The 14,674-nt window shown below is 68.1% G+C and carries 13 protein-coding genes, 1 tRNA gene and 1 pseudogene; 8 read left to right on the top strand and 7 right to left on the bottom strand.

The genetic code is table 11. The features are described from left to right. From J7024_RS33735 to J7024_RS33725, 3 genes are all read right to left on the bottom strand, one after another. Nucleotides 1-595, bottom strand: a 595-nt coding sequence (locus J7024_RS33735; protein WP_234745867.1) for a LysR family transcriptional regulator, incomplete at its 3' end; no start/stop codon positions are given. A 100-nt stretch (nucleotides 596-695) separates the two neighbouring features. Continuing rightward, entirely contained in the window at nucleotides 696-1,109 is a 414-nt protein-coding gene (locus J7024_RS33730) for an ATP--cob(I)alamin adenosyltransferase (RefSeq protein ID WP_124830503.1), read from the bottom strand. A gap of 99 nt (nucleotides 1,110-1,208) precedes the next feature. After that, a complete protein-coding gene (locus tag J7024_RS33725; protein ID WP_124830502.1) occupies nucleotides 1,209-2,009 on the bottom strand; it encodes an AraC family transcriptional regulator in 801 nt (266 codons plus the stop codon). 182 nt (nucleotides 2,010-2,191) lie between these two features. Here J7024_RS33725 and J7024_RS33720 point away from each other — a divergent pair, with 182 nt between their 5' ends. Both J7024_RS33720 and J7024_RS33715 read left to right on the top strand, forming a co-directional pair. Next, nucleotides 2,192-2,818 carry a LysE family translocator gene (locus J7024_RS33720; RefSeq protein ID WP_124830501.1) on the top strand — a complete coding sequence of 209 codons (627 nt, stop codon included), beginning with the start codon at nucleotides 2,192-2,194 and terminating at the stop codon, nucleotides 2,816-2,818. A 13-nt stretch (nucleotides 2,819-2,831) separates the two neighbouring features. After that, nucleotides 2,832-3,593, top strand: a complete 762-nt coding sequence (locus J7024_RS33715; protein WP_124830500.1) for a class I SAM-dependent methyltransferase — start codon at nucleotides 2,832-2,834, stop codon at nucleotides 3,591-3,593. A 36-nt stretch (nucleotides 3,594-3,629) separates the two neighbouring features. Here J7024_RS33715 and rtcR read toward each other — a convergent pair whose 3' ends face one another. Then, complete coding sequence (gene rtcR / locus J7024_RS33710) at nucleotides 3,630-5,240, bottom strand: RNA repair transcriptional activator RtcR (protein ID WP_124830499.1); 1,611 nt, start codon at nucleotides 5,238-5,240, stop codon at nucleotides 3,630-3,632. Nucleotides 5,241-5,575: 335 nt separating this feature from the next. On the opposite strand from rtcR, the gene J7024_RS33705 reads away from it, so the two are divergent. The 5 genes from J7024_RS33705 to J7024_RS33685 all read left to right on the top strand — a co-directional run bounded on the left by J7024_RS33705 (nucleotide 5,576) and on the right by J7024_RS33685 (nucleotide 11,069). After that, nucleotides 5,576-5,647 (top strand) — tRNA-Cys (locus J7024_RS33705). A gap of 256 nt (nucleotides 5,648-5,903) precedes the next feature. Then, entirely contained in the window at nucleotides 5,904-7,043 is a 1,140-nt protein-coding gene (locus J7024_RS33700) for a slipin family protein (protein ID WP_124830498.1), read from the top strand. 79 nt (nucleotides 7,044-7,122) lie between these two features. Next, nucleotides 7,123-8,346: an RtcB family protein gene (locus J7024_RS33695; protein WP_175750702.1), complete on the top strand. Its 1,224-nt coding sequence runs from the start codon at nucleotides 7,123-7,125 to the stop codon at nucleotides 8,344-8,346. Nucleotides 8,347-8,572: 226 nt separating this feature from the next. Continuing rightward, nucleotides 8,573-9,727, top strand: coding sequence for a DUF1176 domain-containing protein (locus tag J7024_RS33690; protein WP_124830496.1), 1,155 nt, complete (start codon nucleotides 8,573-8,575; stop codon nucleotides 9,725-9,727). A gap of 58 nt (nucleotides 9,728-9,785) precedes the next feature. Further along, nucleotides 9,786-11,069 (top strand): XAC2610-related protein, encoded by a 1,284-nt coding sequence (locus tag J7024_RS33685; RefSeq protein WP_124830495.1) that lies wholly within the window; start codon nucleotides 9,786-9,788, stop codon nucleotides 11,067-11,069. A gap of 56 nt (nucleotides 11,070-11,125) precedes the next feature. Here J7024_RS33685 and J7024_RS33680 read toward each other — a convergent pair whose 3' ends face one another. Further along, nucleotides 11,126-11,794 carry an O-methyltransferase gene (locus J7024_RS33680; RefSeq protein ID WP_234745866.1) on the bottom strand — a complete coding sequence of 223 codons (669 nt, stop codon included), beginning with the start codon at nucleotides 11,792-11,794 and terminating at the stop codon, nucleotides 11,126-11,128. Nucleotides 11,795-11,933: 139 nt separating this feature from the next. Here J7024_RS33680 and J7024_RS33675 point away from each other — a divergent pair, with 139 nt between their 5' ends. Further along, nucleotides 11,934-13,229: an O-acetylhomoserine aminocarboxypropyltransferase/cysteine synthase family protein gene (locus J7024_RS33675; protein ID WP_124830493.1), complete on the top strand. Its 1,296-nt coding sequence runs from the start codon at nucleotides 11,934-11,936 to the stop codon at nucleotides 13,227-13,229. Nucleotides 13,230-13,338: 109 nt separating this feature from the next. On the opposite strand, the gene J7024_RS33670 is transcribed toward J7024_RS33675, so the two are convergent. After that, complete coding sequence (locus tag J7024_RS33670; RefSeq protein ID WP_234745865.1) at nucleotides 13,339-14,547, bottom strand: phosphotransferase enzyme family protein; 1,209 nt, start codon at nucleotides 14,545-14,547, stop codon at nucleotides 13,339-13,341. Nucleotides 14,548-14,570: 23 nt separating this feature from the next. Then, a pseudogene (locus tag J7024_RS33665) lies at nucleotides 14,571-14,674 on the bottom strand (nicotinamide riboside transporter PnuC); the annotation flags it as partial.

The following is a 14,674-nucleotide window of genomic DNA, read 5'->3' as shown; positions in this document are numbered from 1 at the left end:
GGGGGGATGGGAAGGCGGCGTGGGCGGGGCGATGCCCGGCAAGCGCGTAGAGCGAATGCGGCACGCCGCGGCGCTCGAGGTACGCGGGGCTCGCGCACGTCACGCGCTCGAGTGCGCCGAGCGGGCGCGCCACCAGCGACGAATCGGGCAGCGCGCCCAGCCGGATGCCGCAGTCGACCGCATCGCCGATCAGGTCGGCCGCGCGCCCGGACACGCCCAGCAACAGCACGAGCTCGGGATGGCGCGCATGGAACGTGCCGAGCGCCGGCAGCACGATCGCGCCCGCCACCGATCCCGGCAGCTCGACGCGCAACGGCCCGCTCGGATGCCGCGCCGCATTGCGCAGGCTCGCTTCGAGCTCGTCGACGTCCGCGGTGATGCGCCGGCACCGCTGGTAATACGCGTCGCCTTCGGGCGTCGTCCGCAGCGCGCGGGTCGTGCGCACCAGCAACGGCATGCCGAGCGCCGCCTCGAGTTCCTGCACGGTGCGCGTCGCGGTTGCGCGCGAAATGCCGAGCGCGTGCGCCGCGCGCGTAAAGCTGTTCATCTCGACGATGCGCGTGAAGATGCGCATCGCGCGAATCGGATTGTCCACCGGAAACTCCCGGGAAATGCGGCATGACGCGACGCGCGCGAAGCGCGCTGCAACGCATGCCGGTCGGTGAGAAAGCCGCGCCGCCCGCGCGGCGAACGGTTCAGTCGCGCGCGGCCGCGGGAGCCGGCGCGGCGAGCAATCGTCGCGCCAGCGCGAGCGCCTCGTCACGATTCGCTGCCGCGTTCAGCGGATAACCCCAGACCTTCTCGAATGCGCCCGAGAACGCATCGAGCGCCGCGCGCCGCTGCGCATCGGGTTCGACAGCGATCATCGCGGGAATCCATTCGCGCGACCGCGCGCGATTCGCCTTGCTCCATTTCGCGAGCTGCTTGCGCATTTCGTGATCCTGCGCATCGCGATCGTCGCCGGACGGCGCGTCATCGGTCAGTAAAACGAAGCGTTCCCGGCGCGCGAACAACGCATCGAGTTCGGCCAGCAAGTGCGCGGGCTCGCTCGACGGCGAACGCGCGTAACGCAGCCACACCAACGGGAATTCATTCGTGACGATCTGCATGTCGACCTCCAGATGAGAATGATTCTCATGTTAGGGATCGACGGCCGTCCCGTCATTTCTCGTGCCGGCCAACCGCTTGTTCGATCCGGCCAACCGCGCTCAGCGCTGCCGGTCGGTCAGGTATTGGGTCGGCGACTTGCCGGTTGCGTTGCGGAACATCGTCACGAAGCTGCTCGCGCTCTCGTAGCCGAGATCGATCGCGATCTGGTGCACGCGGCGGCCCGCCGTCAGCATGCGCAGCGACAGCGCGACGTGCAGCCGCCGGCGCCAGTCGCCGAGGCTCATGCCGAGCTCCTTCACGGCGAGCCGCGTGAGGCTGCGCTCGCTGACGCCGGCGCGACGCGCGAGTTCGGACAGCGGCGACTTGTCGGCGGGATCGTCGAGGAGGTGATCGATCAGCTTGCGCAGCCGGCGGTCGGCCGGCATCGGCAGGTACAGGTCTTCCACCGGCGCCGCGACGAGCTCGTCGAGCAGCGTCGCCATCAGTCGCCCCTGCGGGCCGTCGATGTCGTACAGGCTCGGGAAGCTCGCGGCCTTCAGCAGCAGTTCGCGCAGCAGCGGCGACATGCCGAGCGTGCAACAACGTGCCGGCAAGTCGGGGGCCGCATCGGGTTCGACCAGCACCGCGTAGAACGTCGCACCCGCCGAGCCGCGCGCCGAATGCGTGACGCCGCCCGGAATCCACACCGTGCATTGCGGCGGTGCGCTCCACACACCGCCGTCGATCTCGCAATAGATGACGCCGCTCAGCGTGTACAGCAGTTGCGCCTGCGGATGGCTGTGCCGCTCGAGCCGCCACTCGGGCTCGACCACCGAGCCGCCGAACACGACGAGCGGCCGCGGCACGTGATAGACGTCGGCGTCGGCGGCAGGATCGGTAACGGCGGGCAGGTTGCGCATGGAGCGATGATGTCGGAAGCGGCCGGACGGCGTGCCCGTGCGGCCTTGTCGTGCCTATGCGTGCTTATACCAGAAAGGCGCGGCCGCGGCCGTGCGGTTCCCGGCCGGCGTCTGCAGCCGCGCGCCGATCCGAATACAATGCCCCGACCCCTCGCCGCTGCGCCAACCTTGCCGGAGCCGCCATGTTCGACCTGACCACGCTGACCACTTTCATCGCCGTCGTCCTGGGCCTGTTCCTGATCCCCGGCCCCGCCGTGCTGCTCGTGCTGAGCCGTACCGTGCAGGGTGGGCGCAAGACCGGCATCCTGACCGGGCTCGGCGTCGCGAGCGGCGATTTCGTGCATACGCTGTTCGCAGCCGTCGGGTTGTCCGCGCTGCTGATGACGTCGGCGCTCGCGTTCAACGTCGTGAAGCTGGTGGGCGCCGCGTACCTGATCTACCTCGGCGTGCGCGCGCTGCTCGACAGGCCGTCCGATCCGTCGCTGCCGAAGGTGGCGCCCGTCACGCCGCTGAAGGCCTATCTGCAGGCGATTCCCGCCGAAGTGCTGAACCCGAAGACCGCGCTGTTCTTCCTCGCGTTCATGCCGCAGTTCGTGCATCCGGAGCGCGGCTCGTCGTTCGTGCAGTTCGCGGTGCTCGGGCTGATCTTCGTCGTGCTCAGCTCGCTCTACACGACGCTGATCGCATGCTCGATCCGCCCGCTCGGCCGCCTCGTGAAGCGGCTCGCATGGCTCGCGCGCTGGCAGGGGAAGATCATCGGCACGATCTTCATCACGCTCGGGCTGCGGGTGGCGGCGCAGCAGCGCTGACGCGAACGCGCGCATGACGTCCCGCGCCGCACCCGCAGGCGAAGTCCTCTATACCGACCCGCGCCTCGTCGCGGTCTACGACCTGTTCAACGCGGGCGATCGCGATTTCGCGTTCTACGCGTCGCGCATCGGCACTGCGCGGCAACGGATTCTCGATCTCGGCTGCGGCACCGGCACGTTCGCGCGCCGGCTCGCGGCGGCCGGGCACGAGGTCGTCGCGATCGATCCCGCGCCGGCGATGATCGAGTACGCGCGACGCCAACCCGGCGCCGACGCGGTGCGCTGGCTCGCGTGCGATCTCGACGGCCTGCCGCCGGGCGCATCGCTCGATGCCGTCGTGATGACCGGGCACGCGTTCCAGTGTCTGCTGACCGACGCGGAAATCGACGCGACACTGCGCAGCGTGCGGCGCGTGCTGGCCGGCGGCGGCCGCTTCCTGTTCGAAACGCGTAATCCGCGTGCCGAGCCGTGGCGTGCGTGGACACCGCAAGCGTCGGCATCCAGTGTCGCTTCGCCTGAATTCGGCGTGGTCGAACTCCACCACGCGGTGACCGCGATCGACGGCCCGATCGTGTCGTTCGATACGGTCTACCGGTTTCATCGCGACGATCTGCAGGTGACGAACGCGAGCCGGCTGCGCTTCGTCACGCAGGCCGACCTGCAGGCACGCATCGCGGCCGCCGGCTTCTCCGCGACCGACTGGTGCGGCGACTGGCACGGCGCGCCGTTCGACGACGCGGCAAGCGTGGAGATCATCGCGATCTGCCGCGCGTGAACCGGCCGAGGCAGCGCGCTCGCGCCGCCTCCCGACTCATCCCAGCGCCTGCCGCACGCTGTCCCAATCGAGCCCGAACCGCGCAAGATACTTGCGCAACCGGTCCGCGTCGTTCGGCTGCTTCTTGCTCTGGCGCGACACCGCGAACAGCGTGCGCCCGGCTTCCGACACACTCGCCGAGACGCGGCACACGTCCAGCACGCGTTCGAGCTGCACGCGGTCGAACAGGTCGAGTTCCGCCGCGCGTGCACCGAACACCGCGTCGACGCACGCGTCCGACGCCGGTCCGTCGCCCGGCGACGACCACGTGCGCGTCAGGCGATCGACCTCCTGTTCGGCGATGTCCTCGGTAATCCGTCCGGCATCGGCGAGCGTCGCCATCCGCGTAATCGATGCGGACAGTTCGCGGAAGTTGCCGGCCCACGTCGCGCGCGGCGATGCGGCGAATGCGAGATAGCGCCGCTTCGCCTCCACGTTGAACCGCACCTGTTCGCCCTGCTCGCGGCCGAAACGATCGAGCTCGAATTCGAGGTTCGGCTCGATGTCCTCGCGGCGTTCGGCCAATCCCGGCAATTCGTAAGTCCACAGGTTGATCCGCGCATACAGATCCTCGCGGAACGTGCCGGCCGCCACCATCTGCCGCAGGTCGCGATGCGTGCCGGCGATCAGTTCGAAATCGCTGGTCGCCTCGACGTCCGCGCCGACCGGCAGAAAGCGCTTCTCCTCGATCGCCTTCAGCAGCATCGCCTGCTCGTCGAGCCCGAGTTCGCCGATCTCGTCGAGAAACAACAGGCCGCCGTCCGCCGCGCGCAGCAGACCCGCGCGTGCGGACTGCGCACCGGTGAACGCGCCCTTCACGTGCCCGAACAGCGTGGACATCGCCGCGTCGCCGCGCAGCGTCGCACAGTTGATCTCGATGAACGGCCCTGCGAGCCGATGGCGGCCGCGCTTCAGCTCGTACACGCGTTTCGCGAGAAACGACTTGCCGGCGCCCGTCGGGCCGACGAGCAGCATCGGCGCGCGCGAGCGCACGGCTACACGCTCCAGTTGCTCGATCAGCGCGTTGAAGCGCGCGTTGCGCGTCGCGATGCCAGCCTTCAGGAACGACACCGTCTCGTCGCGCTCGTGCGTGAAGCGCTGCGCGATCCGGTTGTAGCGCGACAGGTCGAGATCGATCACCGACATCGTGCCCGGCCCGCTCGGCCCTTCGTCGGTCTGCTGCGGCGGCCCGGTTTGCACGAGGCGCGCGGGCAGGTAGCGCGCCTCCGCGAGCAGGAACCAGCAGATCTGCGCGACGTGTGTGCCGGTCGTGATGTGGATCAGGTAGTCCTCGCGGTCGAGATCGAACGGATAGGCGCGCGCGTAGTCGTGCAGCGTCGCGTAGACCTCCTCGAAATCCCACGGATCGTGGATCGTGACCGGCGTGAGCCGCACGTCGGTATGCGGCGACAGTTCCGCGAGATCGTCGCGCACCTGCTCGGCGAGGCGCGTGTAGCCCGGCGGATGGAGCAATTCGAGGCGGTCGATCGCTAGATCCGGTTGCAGGCAGAGCGACACGGTCGGCCGCCACTTGCGGTAACGACGCGGCGCGCGGCCGCCCTGATCAAGCACGGTGCCGAGAAAGCCGATGGCGACGGTTTTACGCATGTTTATCTCATGGGATAAAAGCCGATCCAATTGTATCCAGATTCCGGGATGACGCGGTAACAGCGCCCTCTTCGCCCATCGTCCGAAAATAAAAATCCTCCTTTTATTTCAATCACTTGCCGATACCTTTGCCGATCCCGCCAGCCGCTGGCACGCTCCTCGCTAAATAGAAGGCGCCGGATGTCCCGCTGGCCCGCGAGCCAGGGTTCACAAAGCCCTGCTGGTGCGCCGCCGCCGAACCTGGTTCGTTGCGGCAGTGCATGCCGCCATGGACAGACGAAGGCAAAGGGGCGCGCGAGGCAGCTTCGTCCGGGTTCGAATCCCGGGGCGCCCACTGTTCGGTAGCTCAACAGGTAGAGCAGCCGGCGCAAGCCGGTGTGTGGCGGGTTCGAATCCCGTCCGAACGTTGTCCGCAAGGACAATCTCTGATGAAAGCAGTACCCGCCGGCGCGGGCCGGGAAGCCCGCCGCGCGCCGAACCGGTTGCGGTTCCGCGCGATCGGCCGGGCGGCCGGACGGCCCGCGCGAATGCGCACGGCGACGCGATGCAGGATGCGTCGCCGCGTGCCGCAGCGCCGGCCAACGCGCCGCCTGCCCGATCGCGTCGCACCCCGATCCGTACGATGCGTGTCGCCCGGCGGTCATTGAAGAAAAGGACAAGAATATGTGGAAGCGTCATGTGGTGAAAAAGAACGAACGCGCGCTGCTGATGAATGAGGGCGATTTCGTGAAGGTGCTGGAGCCGGGCGTGTTCAAGGCCTTCGATCCGTTCAAGCGCCTGTCGGTGCAGACCGCGCGTCTCGACGCGCCGCTCGCCGATGCCGCGCTGGCCGACTACCTGCGTCACGACGCACCGGACGTGCTCGCGCGATACTTCGTCGCGATGGACCTGGCCGACGACGAAGCGGGCCTGCGCTACGAAGACGACGTGCTCGTCGAGATCCTGCCGCCGGGCACGCGCCGGCTGTACTGGCGCGGCCTGATCGCGCACCGTCTGGAGCGTGTCGATCTCGCGCAGGACAGCATGCTGCCGGCCGCGCTCGCGAAGCGCATCGCGCAACCGGCGCTGCGTGCGCGCGGCGTGGCGGGGCTGACAGGTGTGCTGCTTGCGCAGGTGCCGGCGTATCACGTCGGCGTGCTGAAGATCGACGGCAAGATCGAGCGGCTGCTGGACGCGGGCGTGACGGCGTTCTGGCGCTTCAACCGCGACGTGGCGGTCGAACTCGTCGACCTGCGCCTGCAGCCGCTCGAAGTCGCGGGGCAGGAAATCCTGACGCGCGACAAGGTCGCGCTGCGGCTGAACCTGTCGGCGACGTGGCGCTATGCGGATGTGCTGCATGCGTTCGGGCAGTTGCAGAAGCCGCTCGAACATCTGTATCGCGAGCTGCAGTTCGCGCTGCGCGCGGCCGTCGGCACGCGCTCGCTCGACGAACTGCTGGAGGACAAGCAGGCGATCGACGAGGTCGTGATCGCGCAGGTGCGCGCACGTCTCGAGCATTCTGGCGTGGAGGTGCGCAGCGTCGGCGTGAAGGATATCGTGCTGCCGGGCGACATGAAGACGATCCTCGCGCAGGTGGTCGAAGCCGAAAAGGCCGCGCAGGCGAACGTGATCCGCCGCCGCGAGGAAACGGCGGCGACCCGCTCGCTGCTGAACACCGCGAAGGTGATGGAAGAGAACCCGACCGCGCTGCGGCTCAAGGAACTGGAAACGCTGGAGCGCGTCGCGGAACGGATCGACCGCATCTCGGTGTTCGGCGGTCTCGACCAGGTGCTGAACGGACTCGTCAGCATCAAGGGTGCGTGATGCGCGAAACGCACGAAACCGGATGAAACGGCGCGGCGCATGGCCGCCGCGCCGGACGCATGAACGAATGGTGAAACCAATGAGCAACGACGATTATCAAGTGATGGAACTGGCGAACGGCAAGCCGGTGAAGATGTGGACGCAGGGCGTCGCCGTCGAGGACGACGCGCGCACGCAATTGCGCAACACTGCGCAGATGCCGTTCATCTTCAGGCACGTCGCGGTGATGCCGGACGTGCACCTCGGCAAGGGCTCGACGATCGGCAGCGTGATCCCGACGAAGGGCGCGATCATCCCGGCGGCGGTCGGCGTCGACATCGGCTGCGGAATGATGGCCGTGCGCACGACGCTCGCCGCCGCCGATCTGCCGGACTCGCTCGCGGGTCTGCGCGGCGCGATCGAACGCGCGGTGCCGCACGGCCGCGCGCCGGGCCGCCGCGATCCGGGTGCGTGGGGCGATCGCACGCCGGCCGCCGTGACGGATGCATGGAAGTCGCTGCTGCCGGGTTTTCAGCGGATCGTCGACAAGTATCCGAAGCTGGAGAAGACGAACCACTACGCGCACCTGGGCACGCTCGGCACCGGCAACCACTTCATCGAAGTGTGCATCGACGAAGCCGACCGCGTGTGGTTCATGCTGCATAGCGGCTCGCGCGGCGTCGGCAACGCGATCGGCAGCCTGTTCATCGAACTCGCGCAGGCCGACATGCGGCAGCACATCGCGAACCTGCCGGATCGCAACCTCGCGTATTTCAACGAGGGCAGCCGGCACTTTGACGATTACGTCGAAGCGGTCGGCTGGGCGCAAGACTACGCGCGCCGCAACCGGCAGGCAATGATGGATGCGGTGATCGGCGCGGCGCGCAGCGCGATCGCCAGGCCGTTCGGACTCGACGAACACGCGGTGAACTGCCACCACAACTACGTGCAGCGCGAACGCCACTTCGGCGAGGACGTGCTCGTGACCCGCAAGGGCGCGGTGTCCGCGCAGAAGGGGCAACTCGGAATCATTCCGGGCTCGATGGGCGCGAAGAGCTTCATCGTGCGCGGACTCGGCAACCCGGAGAGCTTTTGTTCGTGCAGCCACGGCGCCGGCCGCTCGATGAGCCGGACCGAAGCGAAGCGCCGCTTCACGGTCGACGACCAGGTGAGCGCGACGCGTGGCGTCGAATGCCGGAAGGACGCGGGCGTCGTCGACGAAATCCCGATGGCCTACAAGGACATCGATGCGGTGATGGCGGCGCAGCGCAGCCTCGTCGAGGTGGTGCACACGCTGCGTCAGGTGGTGTGCGTGAAAGGATAGCGGGCGCGCCGCCGGCACCCGCTCGCCAACGAACGGCGCGATGCCCGCAGGCATCGCGCCTTTTCCCGTTGCGCGCGCCTTCGACCGCCATCGCACGATTCGCTGCCGCAGCAGCGGTATACTCGACTCGACGCTGTCCGGCCGCGCTCGATCCGCATCGCGCGCTTACGATGCGCTTGCAACCGGACGTCCGCCCTGCTCCCTGTCATTGCCGATACGAACCGTCATGTTTCGTCATCTCCCGCTTGCTGTCGCCGTCATCCTGCTCACCGCGTCGCTGTCCGCTGCCGCGCGCGACCCCGCGCAACATCCGGTCGCGCGCGATTTCAAGAACTGGTCGGTCGTCTGCGACAACGCGAATCGCTGCGTTGCCGAGGGCGGCAACGACGACATCGACGACACGCGCACCAGCCTGATCGTGCGGCTCACGCGCGACGCCGGCCCCGATGCGCGGCCGTCGCTGGAGATATTCGCGTCGGCGCCGCTCGATCTGCGCACCGCGCGCGCGGACGGTCAGCCGTTCGATGCAGTGCAAGCCGAGTGGCACGCGGTCGCGAAGACGAGCGACGAAGACGACGACGTCTATCCGTTCCATATTCGCACCAGCGATCCGACGACGGTCGACGCATGGCTGACGATGTCGCACAACGCACAGGTGCTCGGTTTCGGCGACCCGGCCGACACGCGGACGCCGCGCGTTTCGCTATCGGGGCTCAACGCCGCGCTGCTGCTGATCGACGACACGCAGGGCCGCATCGGCACGGTCACCGCGCTGTTGCGCAAGGGCGCCAAACCCGCATCGGCGGTACCCGTCGCGCCGGCGCTGCCGCCCGCGCCCGTTCCGGCGCCGCGCGTGGCCGATCTCACGCCCGCCGAACAACGCCCGCTCGTCGACGCAGTATTCGACAAGTTCGGCGGCAGCGTGAAGCGTTGCGCGGCCGATGCCGGCGACGCAATGTCGGCGCCCGATCGCCGCAAGGCCGCGTCGGCCACCGCGATCTCGACCGCCGATGCGATCGTGTCGATCCCGTGTCAGACGAGCAGCGCGTACAACCATACGGACCTGTGGTATCGCGTACACCGCAGCGCGCCGTATGCGCCGACGCCGCTCGACTTCGGCGAGAACGCCAGCGCGGGCCTCGACCCGGCGTCGTTCTCGAACCAGCTGACCGAAGCCATCTACGATCCCGCGCATGCGACGCTGTCGAGCCTCGATCGCGTGCGCAGCGCCGGCGATTGCGGGTCGAGCGCGTCGTGGGTGTTCGACGGCAAGCGCTTCGTGCTGAGCGACGTCGCGATGCACGGCGCGTGCAACGGGCTGTTCCAGGATCAGTGGCCGCGGCTGTATCGCACCGCAGCGTCGACGAATGTGCGGCCCTGACGCAAACGCATCGCGACAATCAAGGCGGCAACCCGCAACAATACCGAGGCTCCGAGCCATGCCCCCCTCTTCCCTCGTGTCGATGCGTCGACGCGTCGCGGCGATCCCGTTCGCGTCCGTCGTCGCCCTGCTGGCGTCCGCGCCCACGAGCGCCGCGGCGGCCGCGACGGATACGCACGCCGAACCCACCGTCGAATTCCCCGTGTGGTCCGACACGTGGGTCGGCACGCTCGGCAACCGGCACATCGAGGTGGCGTTGTCACGCACGGCCGACACGCTGGCGGGCACGTACTGCTATGCGCCGTGCGCGACGAGCGTGCGTTATCGCCTGTCGCTGCAAGGGTCGGTCGACCCGCGCGGGGCATCGCTGTCGGAACGGGACATCGGCGCGGCATCGAACCCCGAGCGCGTAACGGGCACCTGGAAGATGGACGGCTTCAACGACACGGCGTCGGGCACGTGGACGTCGCCGGACGGCAAACGCACGCTGCCCGTATCGCTCGCCAGAAAGCATGACGGCAAGCGGTTCCCGTACGACGTCCATCTCGTCGCGAATGCATTGCCGGGAAACGGCTCATGCGACGACACCCCGCATGTCACCGCGATTCGGCTTTACGACCATGCGCGCCTCGTGCAGACGCTCGCGACCGACTCGCAAGGCGCATGCGGCATTTTCACGCCCGAGTTCGACGACGTGAACTTCGACGGGTGGCCCGACCTGATGCTCGCGCAATCGATGGGCGCCGGCCCGAACATTCCGTATCAGACATGGATCTTCGATCCGAAGACGCGGCGCTTCGTCGACGCGCCGCCCAAACTGCAGGCGATCACGTCGCCGTCGTTCGATCCCGTGCACCGGATTGTCTGGACGAGCTGGCGCGCGAGTGCCGCCGAGCACGGCGTGACGACCTACCGCTGGCAGGGCAACGACGTGAAGGAGATCGACACGGCAACCAGCTATCTGTTGCCGGTGCTGGACGGGAACACGCGCCGCTATTGCTACATCACGCCGAGCTATGGCGACGGTTTCATCGAATTCCCGCAACGCATCGAACAAATCGCGTCCGGGAGCCTGCGCGCCACGCTGCCGAATCCGAAGGACTGCGAAACCGACGATTCGCCGTTCCTCTCCCGAACGTATATCGACATCTGGAAAGCCGGCGCGGCCGGCCATGCGCCGGCGCTCGTCCGCACGGAAGCCGTCACATGGAAGCCGGCGCAAACGCGTGCGGGCCGGAAGTTCTGCCCGGAGGTGCCGTTCTACGACAACGGCCGGATCCGCCGGATCCTGCTGCGCGACGATCCCGACCAGTGCAGCGATACGAATCCGGACAAGGGCTAGCCGGACGCAGGCCGTCGCGTCATGGCGCGGCCCCCGTCGCTTCGCGTCACCTCACGTCACGCGCCGACGATCGAGATCGAGAACCCGTCCCAGCCCTTCAGCCCGACCGTCTGCACGGCGGTCGTCGCGACGTTCGGCTCGGCGACGATCCGCGCGAACCCGTTGCGCACGCCGACGACATCCGGCTCGTGATTGTCGGGATCGGCAACGCGCCCGCCCCGCACGACGTTGTCGACGACGATCACCGTGCCGGGCCGCGACAGCTTCAGCGCGGCGTCCAGATAAACGGCGTTGCTGTCCTTGTCCGCATCGATGAAGATGAAGTCGAACGGTGCCTCGCCCGCATCGACGAGCCGCGCGAGGCTGTCCTTCGCGCTGCCGACGACGACCGACACGATGCTCGCGAACCCGGCGCGCGCGATGTTCCGCGTCGCGACCTTCGCATGGTCGGGATTCAGTTCGAGCGTGACGAGCTGCCCGTCCGGCGGCAACGCGCGCGCGAGCCAGATCGTGCTGTAGCCGCCGAGCGTGCCGACCTCGAGGATGCGCCGCGCACCGCGGATCGTCGCGAGCAGTTGCAGCAGCTTGCCCTGGTTCGGCGCGACGTTGATCGCGGGCAGCCCGGCCGCGTCGCTCGCCCCGAGCGCGGCGTCGAGCGCGTCGTCGGACGGCACGAGCGTCGCCGAAAAATACGCATCCACCTTGTTCCACTGATCCTGAGCCATCGCGCATCCTTTGCCTGTAGTGTGTGGAAAAGGCATTCTATGCGGCGCAAGCCCATAAGCAACAAACCATTCGTTCTAAGAGCAGCGGCGCGCATGCTCCTATAATCGCTCGACGATCACAACAACATACGGAGCACCCATGACCGATCAGGCCTCTTCGAACTGGCGCCTCGAAACCATCGCCGTGCACGGCGGCTATCGCCCCGACCCGACCACACGCGCGGTGGCGGTGCCGATCTACCAGACCGTTGCGTACGCATTCGACGACACGCAGCACGGCGCGGACCTGTTCGACCTGAAGGTCCAGGGCAACATCTACACGCGGATCATGAATCCGACGACCGACGTGCTCGAGCAGCGGATCGCCGCGCTCGAGGGCGGCATCGGCGCGCTCGCGCTCGCATCGGGCCAGGCGGCCGTCACGTACGCGATCCAGACGATCGCGGAAGCGGGCGACAACATCGTGTCCGCGAGTTCGCTGTACGGCGGCACCTACAACCTGTTCGCGCACACGTTGCCGCAATACGGGATCACGACGCGCTTCGCCGATCCGCGCGACCCCGCATCGTTCGAGCCGCTGATCGACACACGCACGAAGGCGATCTTCGCGGAATCGGTCGGCAACCCACTCGGCAACGTGACCGACATCGCCGCGCTCGCCGACATCGCACATCGCCACGGGATCCCGCTGATCGTCGACAACACGGTGCCGTCGCCGTACCTGCTGCGCCCGTTCGAGCACGGCGCGGACATCGTCGTGCACTCGCTGACGAAATATCTCGGCGGCCACGGCACGAGCCTCGGCGGCGCGATCGTCGATTCGGGCAAGTTCCCGTGGGCACAGCACGCGGAGCGCTTCAAGCGGCTCAACGAGCCGGACGTCAGCTATCACGGCGTCGTCTATACGGAAGCGTTCGGGCCGGCCGCGTATATCGGCCGCGCACGCGTGGTGCCGCTGCGCAACATGGGTGCGGCGATCTCGCCGTTCAACGCGTTCCAGATCCTGCAGGGCATCGAGACGCTCGCGCTGCGCGTCGAGCGCATCAGCGACAACGCGCTGAAGATCGCGCAGCATCTCGCGCGCCATGAAAACGTCGAATGGGTGAACTACGCGGGGCTGCCCGATCATCCGGACCATCCGCTCGTCGCGCGCTACCTGTCCGGCCGCGCGCCGGGCATCCTGACGTTCGGCGTGAAGGGCGGCCGCGACGGCGGCGCGAAGTTCCAGGACGCGCTGAAGCTGTTCACGCGGCTCGTGAACATCGGCGACACGAAGTCGCTCGCGACGCATCCGGCCTCGACGACGCACCGGCAGTTGTCGCCGGCCGAACTCGCGAAGGCCGGCGTGAAGGAGGAAACGGTGCGGCTGTCGATCGGCATCGAGCATATCGACGACCTGCTCGCCGATCTCGACCAGGCGCTCGCGCAGGTGTGACGGGAAGCGGGCGGACACCGTCGCTCCGCATCGAACGACGGCACCCCTTCAGATGCGAGGGGGTGCCGCGCGTCGGGCAGAACGTGTGCGGGGTGCCGGCAAGCACCCGTCAGGCACCCCCCTGCTTCTCACGCCGGCGTAGCACCAGCCAGTCGAGCAGTTGCCGCCCGTCGCGTTCGCCGAACCATTGCGCATGCCCGATCAGATAACCGTCGTACGCAACGTCGACAATATCGGGTGCGTTGACGATACAGCCGAAATACGCGACTTCCGACAGCGCGAACTCCGTATGCACGATCGGCAGCAGCGCGACCAGCGCCGCATGGGCATCGTCGCTCAGCGGCTCGAGCGACTCGTAGCCGTCGAGCAGCGCGGCGATCTGTTCGTATTCGATGCGACGCGCATCGGCCGGCGCCATCCAGTCGACCGTGTTGCGCTCGATCGCTAGAGCGACGTCCATCACCGCACAGGTACGATCCGCCAAACCGAAGTCGAGCACCGTCCGAACCTCCGCACCCGGCCCGGCATCGGTCCACAGCAGGTTCGACGCATGCCAGTCGCCGTGCGTCCACAGCGGCGGCAACGCGCGCAGCAGCGGCACGAGGCGCGCGTGATGCGGGCCGATGACGCTCGCGACATCACCGCGCCAGTCGCGCTTGCCGAGCGCGTTGACGAGCAACGGCTGCGCCGTGACCCAGCGTTCCAGCGCACCGGCAAGATCGCCCGACGACAGCACGCGAAAACTCGACAGCAGCGGGCGAACCGGCCGCGCGGGCGCATCGTAGCCGGCCGACGCGCGATGCAGTTCGGCCAGCGCGCGGCCGGCCGCGTATGCATGCGACGGATGCGTGAACGGCTTCCACGACATCACGCCGCGATACGCGTCGACACCCGGCGCGACCACGTGCACTTCATACGTCCAGTCGCCGGATGCGAACGCGGTCGTGCCGTCGCGGCCGGCAAGCACGTCCGCCACCGGCACGCCCCGCGCGCGCAGATGCGCGATGATGCGATGCTCTTCCTCGAGCCCCGCGACGTCGCGCAGGCTCGCGTGATGACGCTTGACGAACAGCGCGCACTCGTCGGTCGTGCGCACCAGCACGGCCGCCGAGAACGGCCGCGGGCTGTGCCACGTGAGGCGCGCGGGCGCGCCGACGCCATCGATGCGCGCGAGCACGGCCGCGACTTCGTCGTGCGTCATCAGCGGCCAGTCGCGTTCGGCCTGTTCGCCGTCGACGCCGAACTGCGGCGGCGCGACCTCGCGCGCATCGGCGAGCTCACGCGATGCGGGCGCATCCGGCTCGAGAGGAAATGACATGAACGACGTTGCTCCGTAGTGAATCAGCCTGCCGGGCTCGCCGTCGCGCGCAGCGCGTCGGCCGTCCGGCTCCAGTCGCGCCAGCCGACGACGGCGAGCGCGATGAACAGCGCATAGAGTCCGGCCG

Origin of the sequence: Burkholderia sp. WTPI3, from assembly GCF_021483755.1 — a bacterium.
Classification (GTDB): domain Bacteria; phylum Pseudomonadota; class Gammaproteobacteria; order Burkholderiales; family Burkholderiaceae; genus Burkholderia.
This window is presented reverse-complemented; position numbering and strand designations above follow the sequence as displayed.

Excerpts from the sequence above, each read along its gene's own strand:
- J7024_RS33730 (WP_124830503.1), bottom strand. The coding sequence starts at position 1,109 with ATGCAGATCGTCACGAATGAATTCCCGTTGGTGTGGCTGCGTTACGCG.
- J7024_RS33725 (WP_124830502.1), bottom strand. The coding sequence starts at position 2,009 with ATGCGCAACCTGCCCGCCGTTACCGATCCTGCCGCCGACGCCGACGTC.
- J7024_RS33720 (WP_124830501.1), top strand. The coding sequence starts at position 2,192 with ATGTTCGACCTGACCACGCTGACCACTTTCATCGCCGTCGTCCTGGGC.
- J7024_RS33715 (WP_124830500.1), top strand. The coding sequence starts at position 2,832 with ATGACGTCCCGCGCCGCACCCGCAGGCGAAGTCCTCTATACCGACCCG.
- rtcR (WP_124830499.1), bottom strand. The coding sequence starts at position 5,240 with ATGCGTAAAACCGTCGCCATCGGCTTTCTCGGCACCGTGCTTGATCAG.
- J7024_RS33700 (WP_124830498.1), top strand. The coding sequence starts at position 5,904 with ATGTGGAAGCGTCATGTGGTGAAAAAGAACGAACGCGCGCTGCTGATG.
- J7024_RS33695 (WP_175750702.1), top strand. The coding sequence starts at position 7,123 with ATGAGCAACGACGATTATCAAGTGATGGAACTGGCGAACGGCAAGCCG.
- J7024_RS33690 (WP_124830496.1), top strand. The coding sequence starts at position 8,573 with ATGTTTCGTCATCTCCCGCTTGCTGTCGCCGTCATCCTGCTCACCGCG.
- J7024_RS33685 (WP_124830495.1), top strand. The coding sequence starts at position 9,786 with ATGCCCCCCTCTTCCCTCGTGTCGATGCGTCGACGCGTCGCGGCGATC.
- J7024_RS33680 (WP_234745866.1), bottom strand. The coding sequence starts at position 11,794 with ATGGCTCAGGATCAGTGGAACAAGGTGGATGCGTATTTTTCGGCGACG.
- J7024_RS33675 (WP_124830493.1), top strand. The coding sequence starts at position 11,934 with ATGACCGATCAGGCCTCTTCGAACTGGCGCCTCGAAACCATCGCCGTG.
- J7024_RS33670 (WP_234745865.1), bottom strand. The coding sequence starts at position 14,547 with ATGTCATTTCCTCTCGAGCCGGATGCGCCCGCATCGCGTGAGCTCGCC.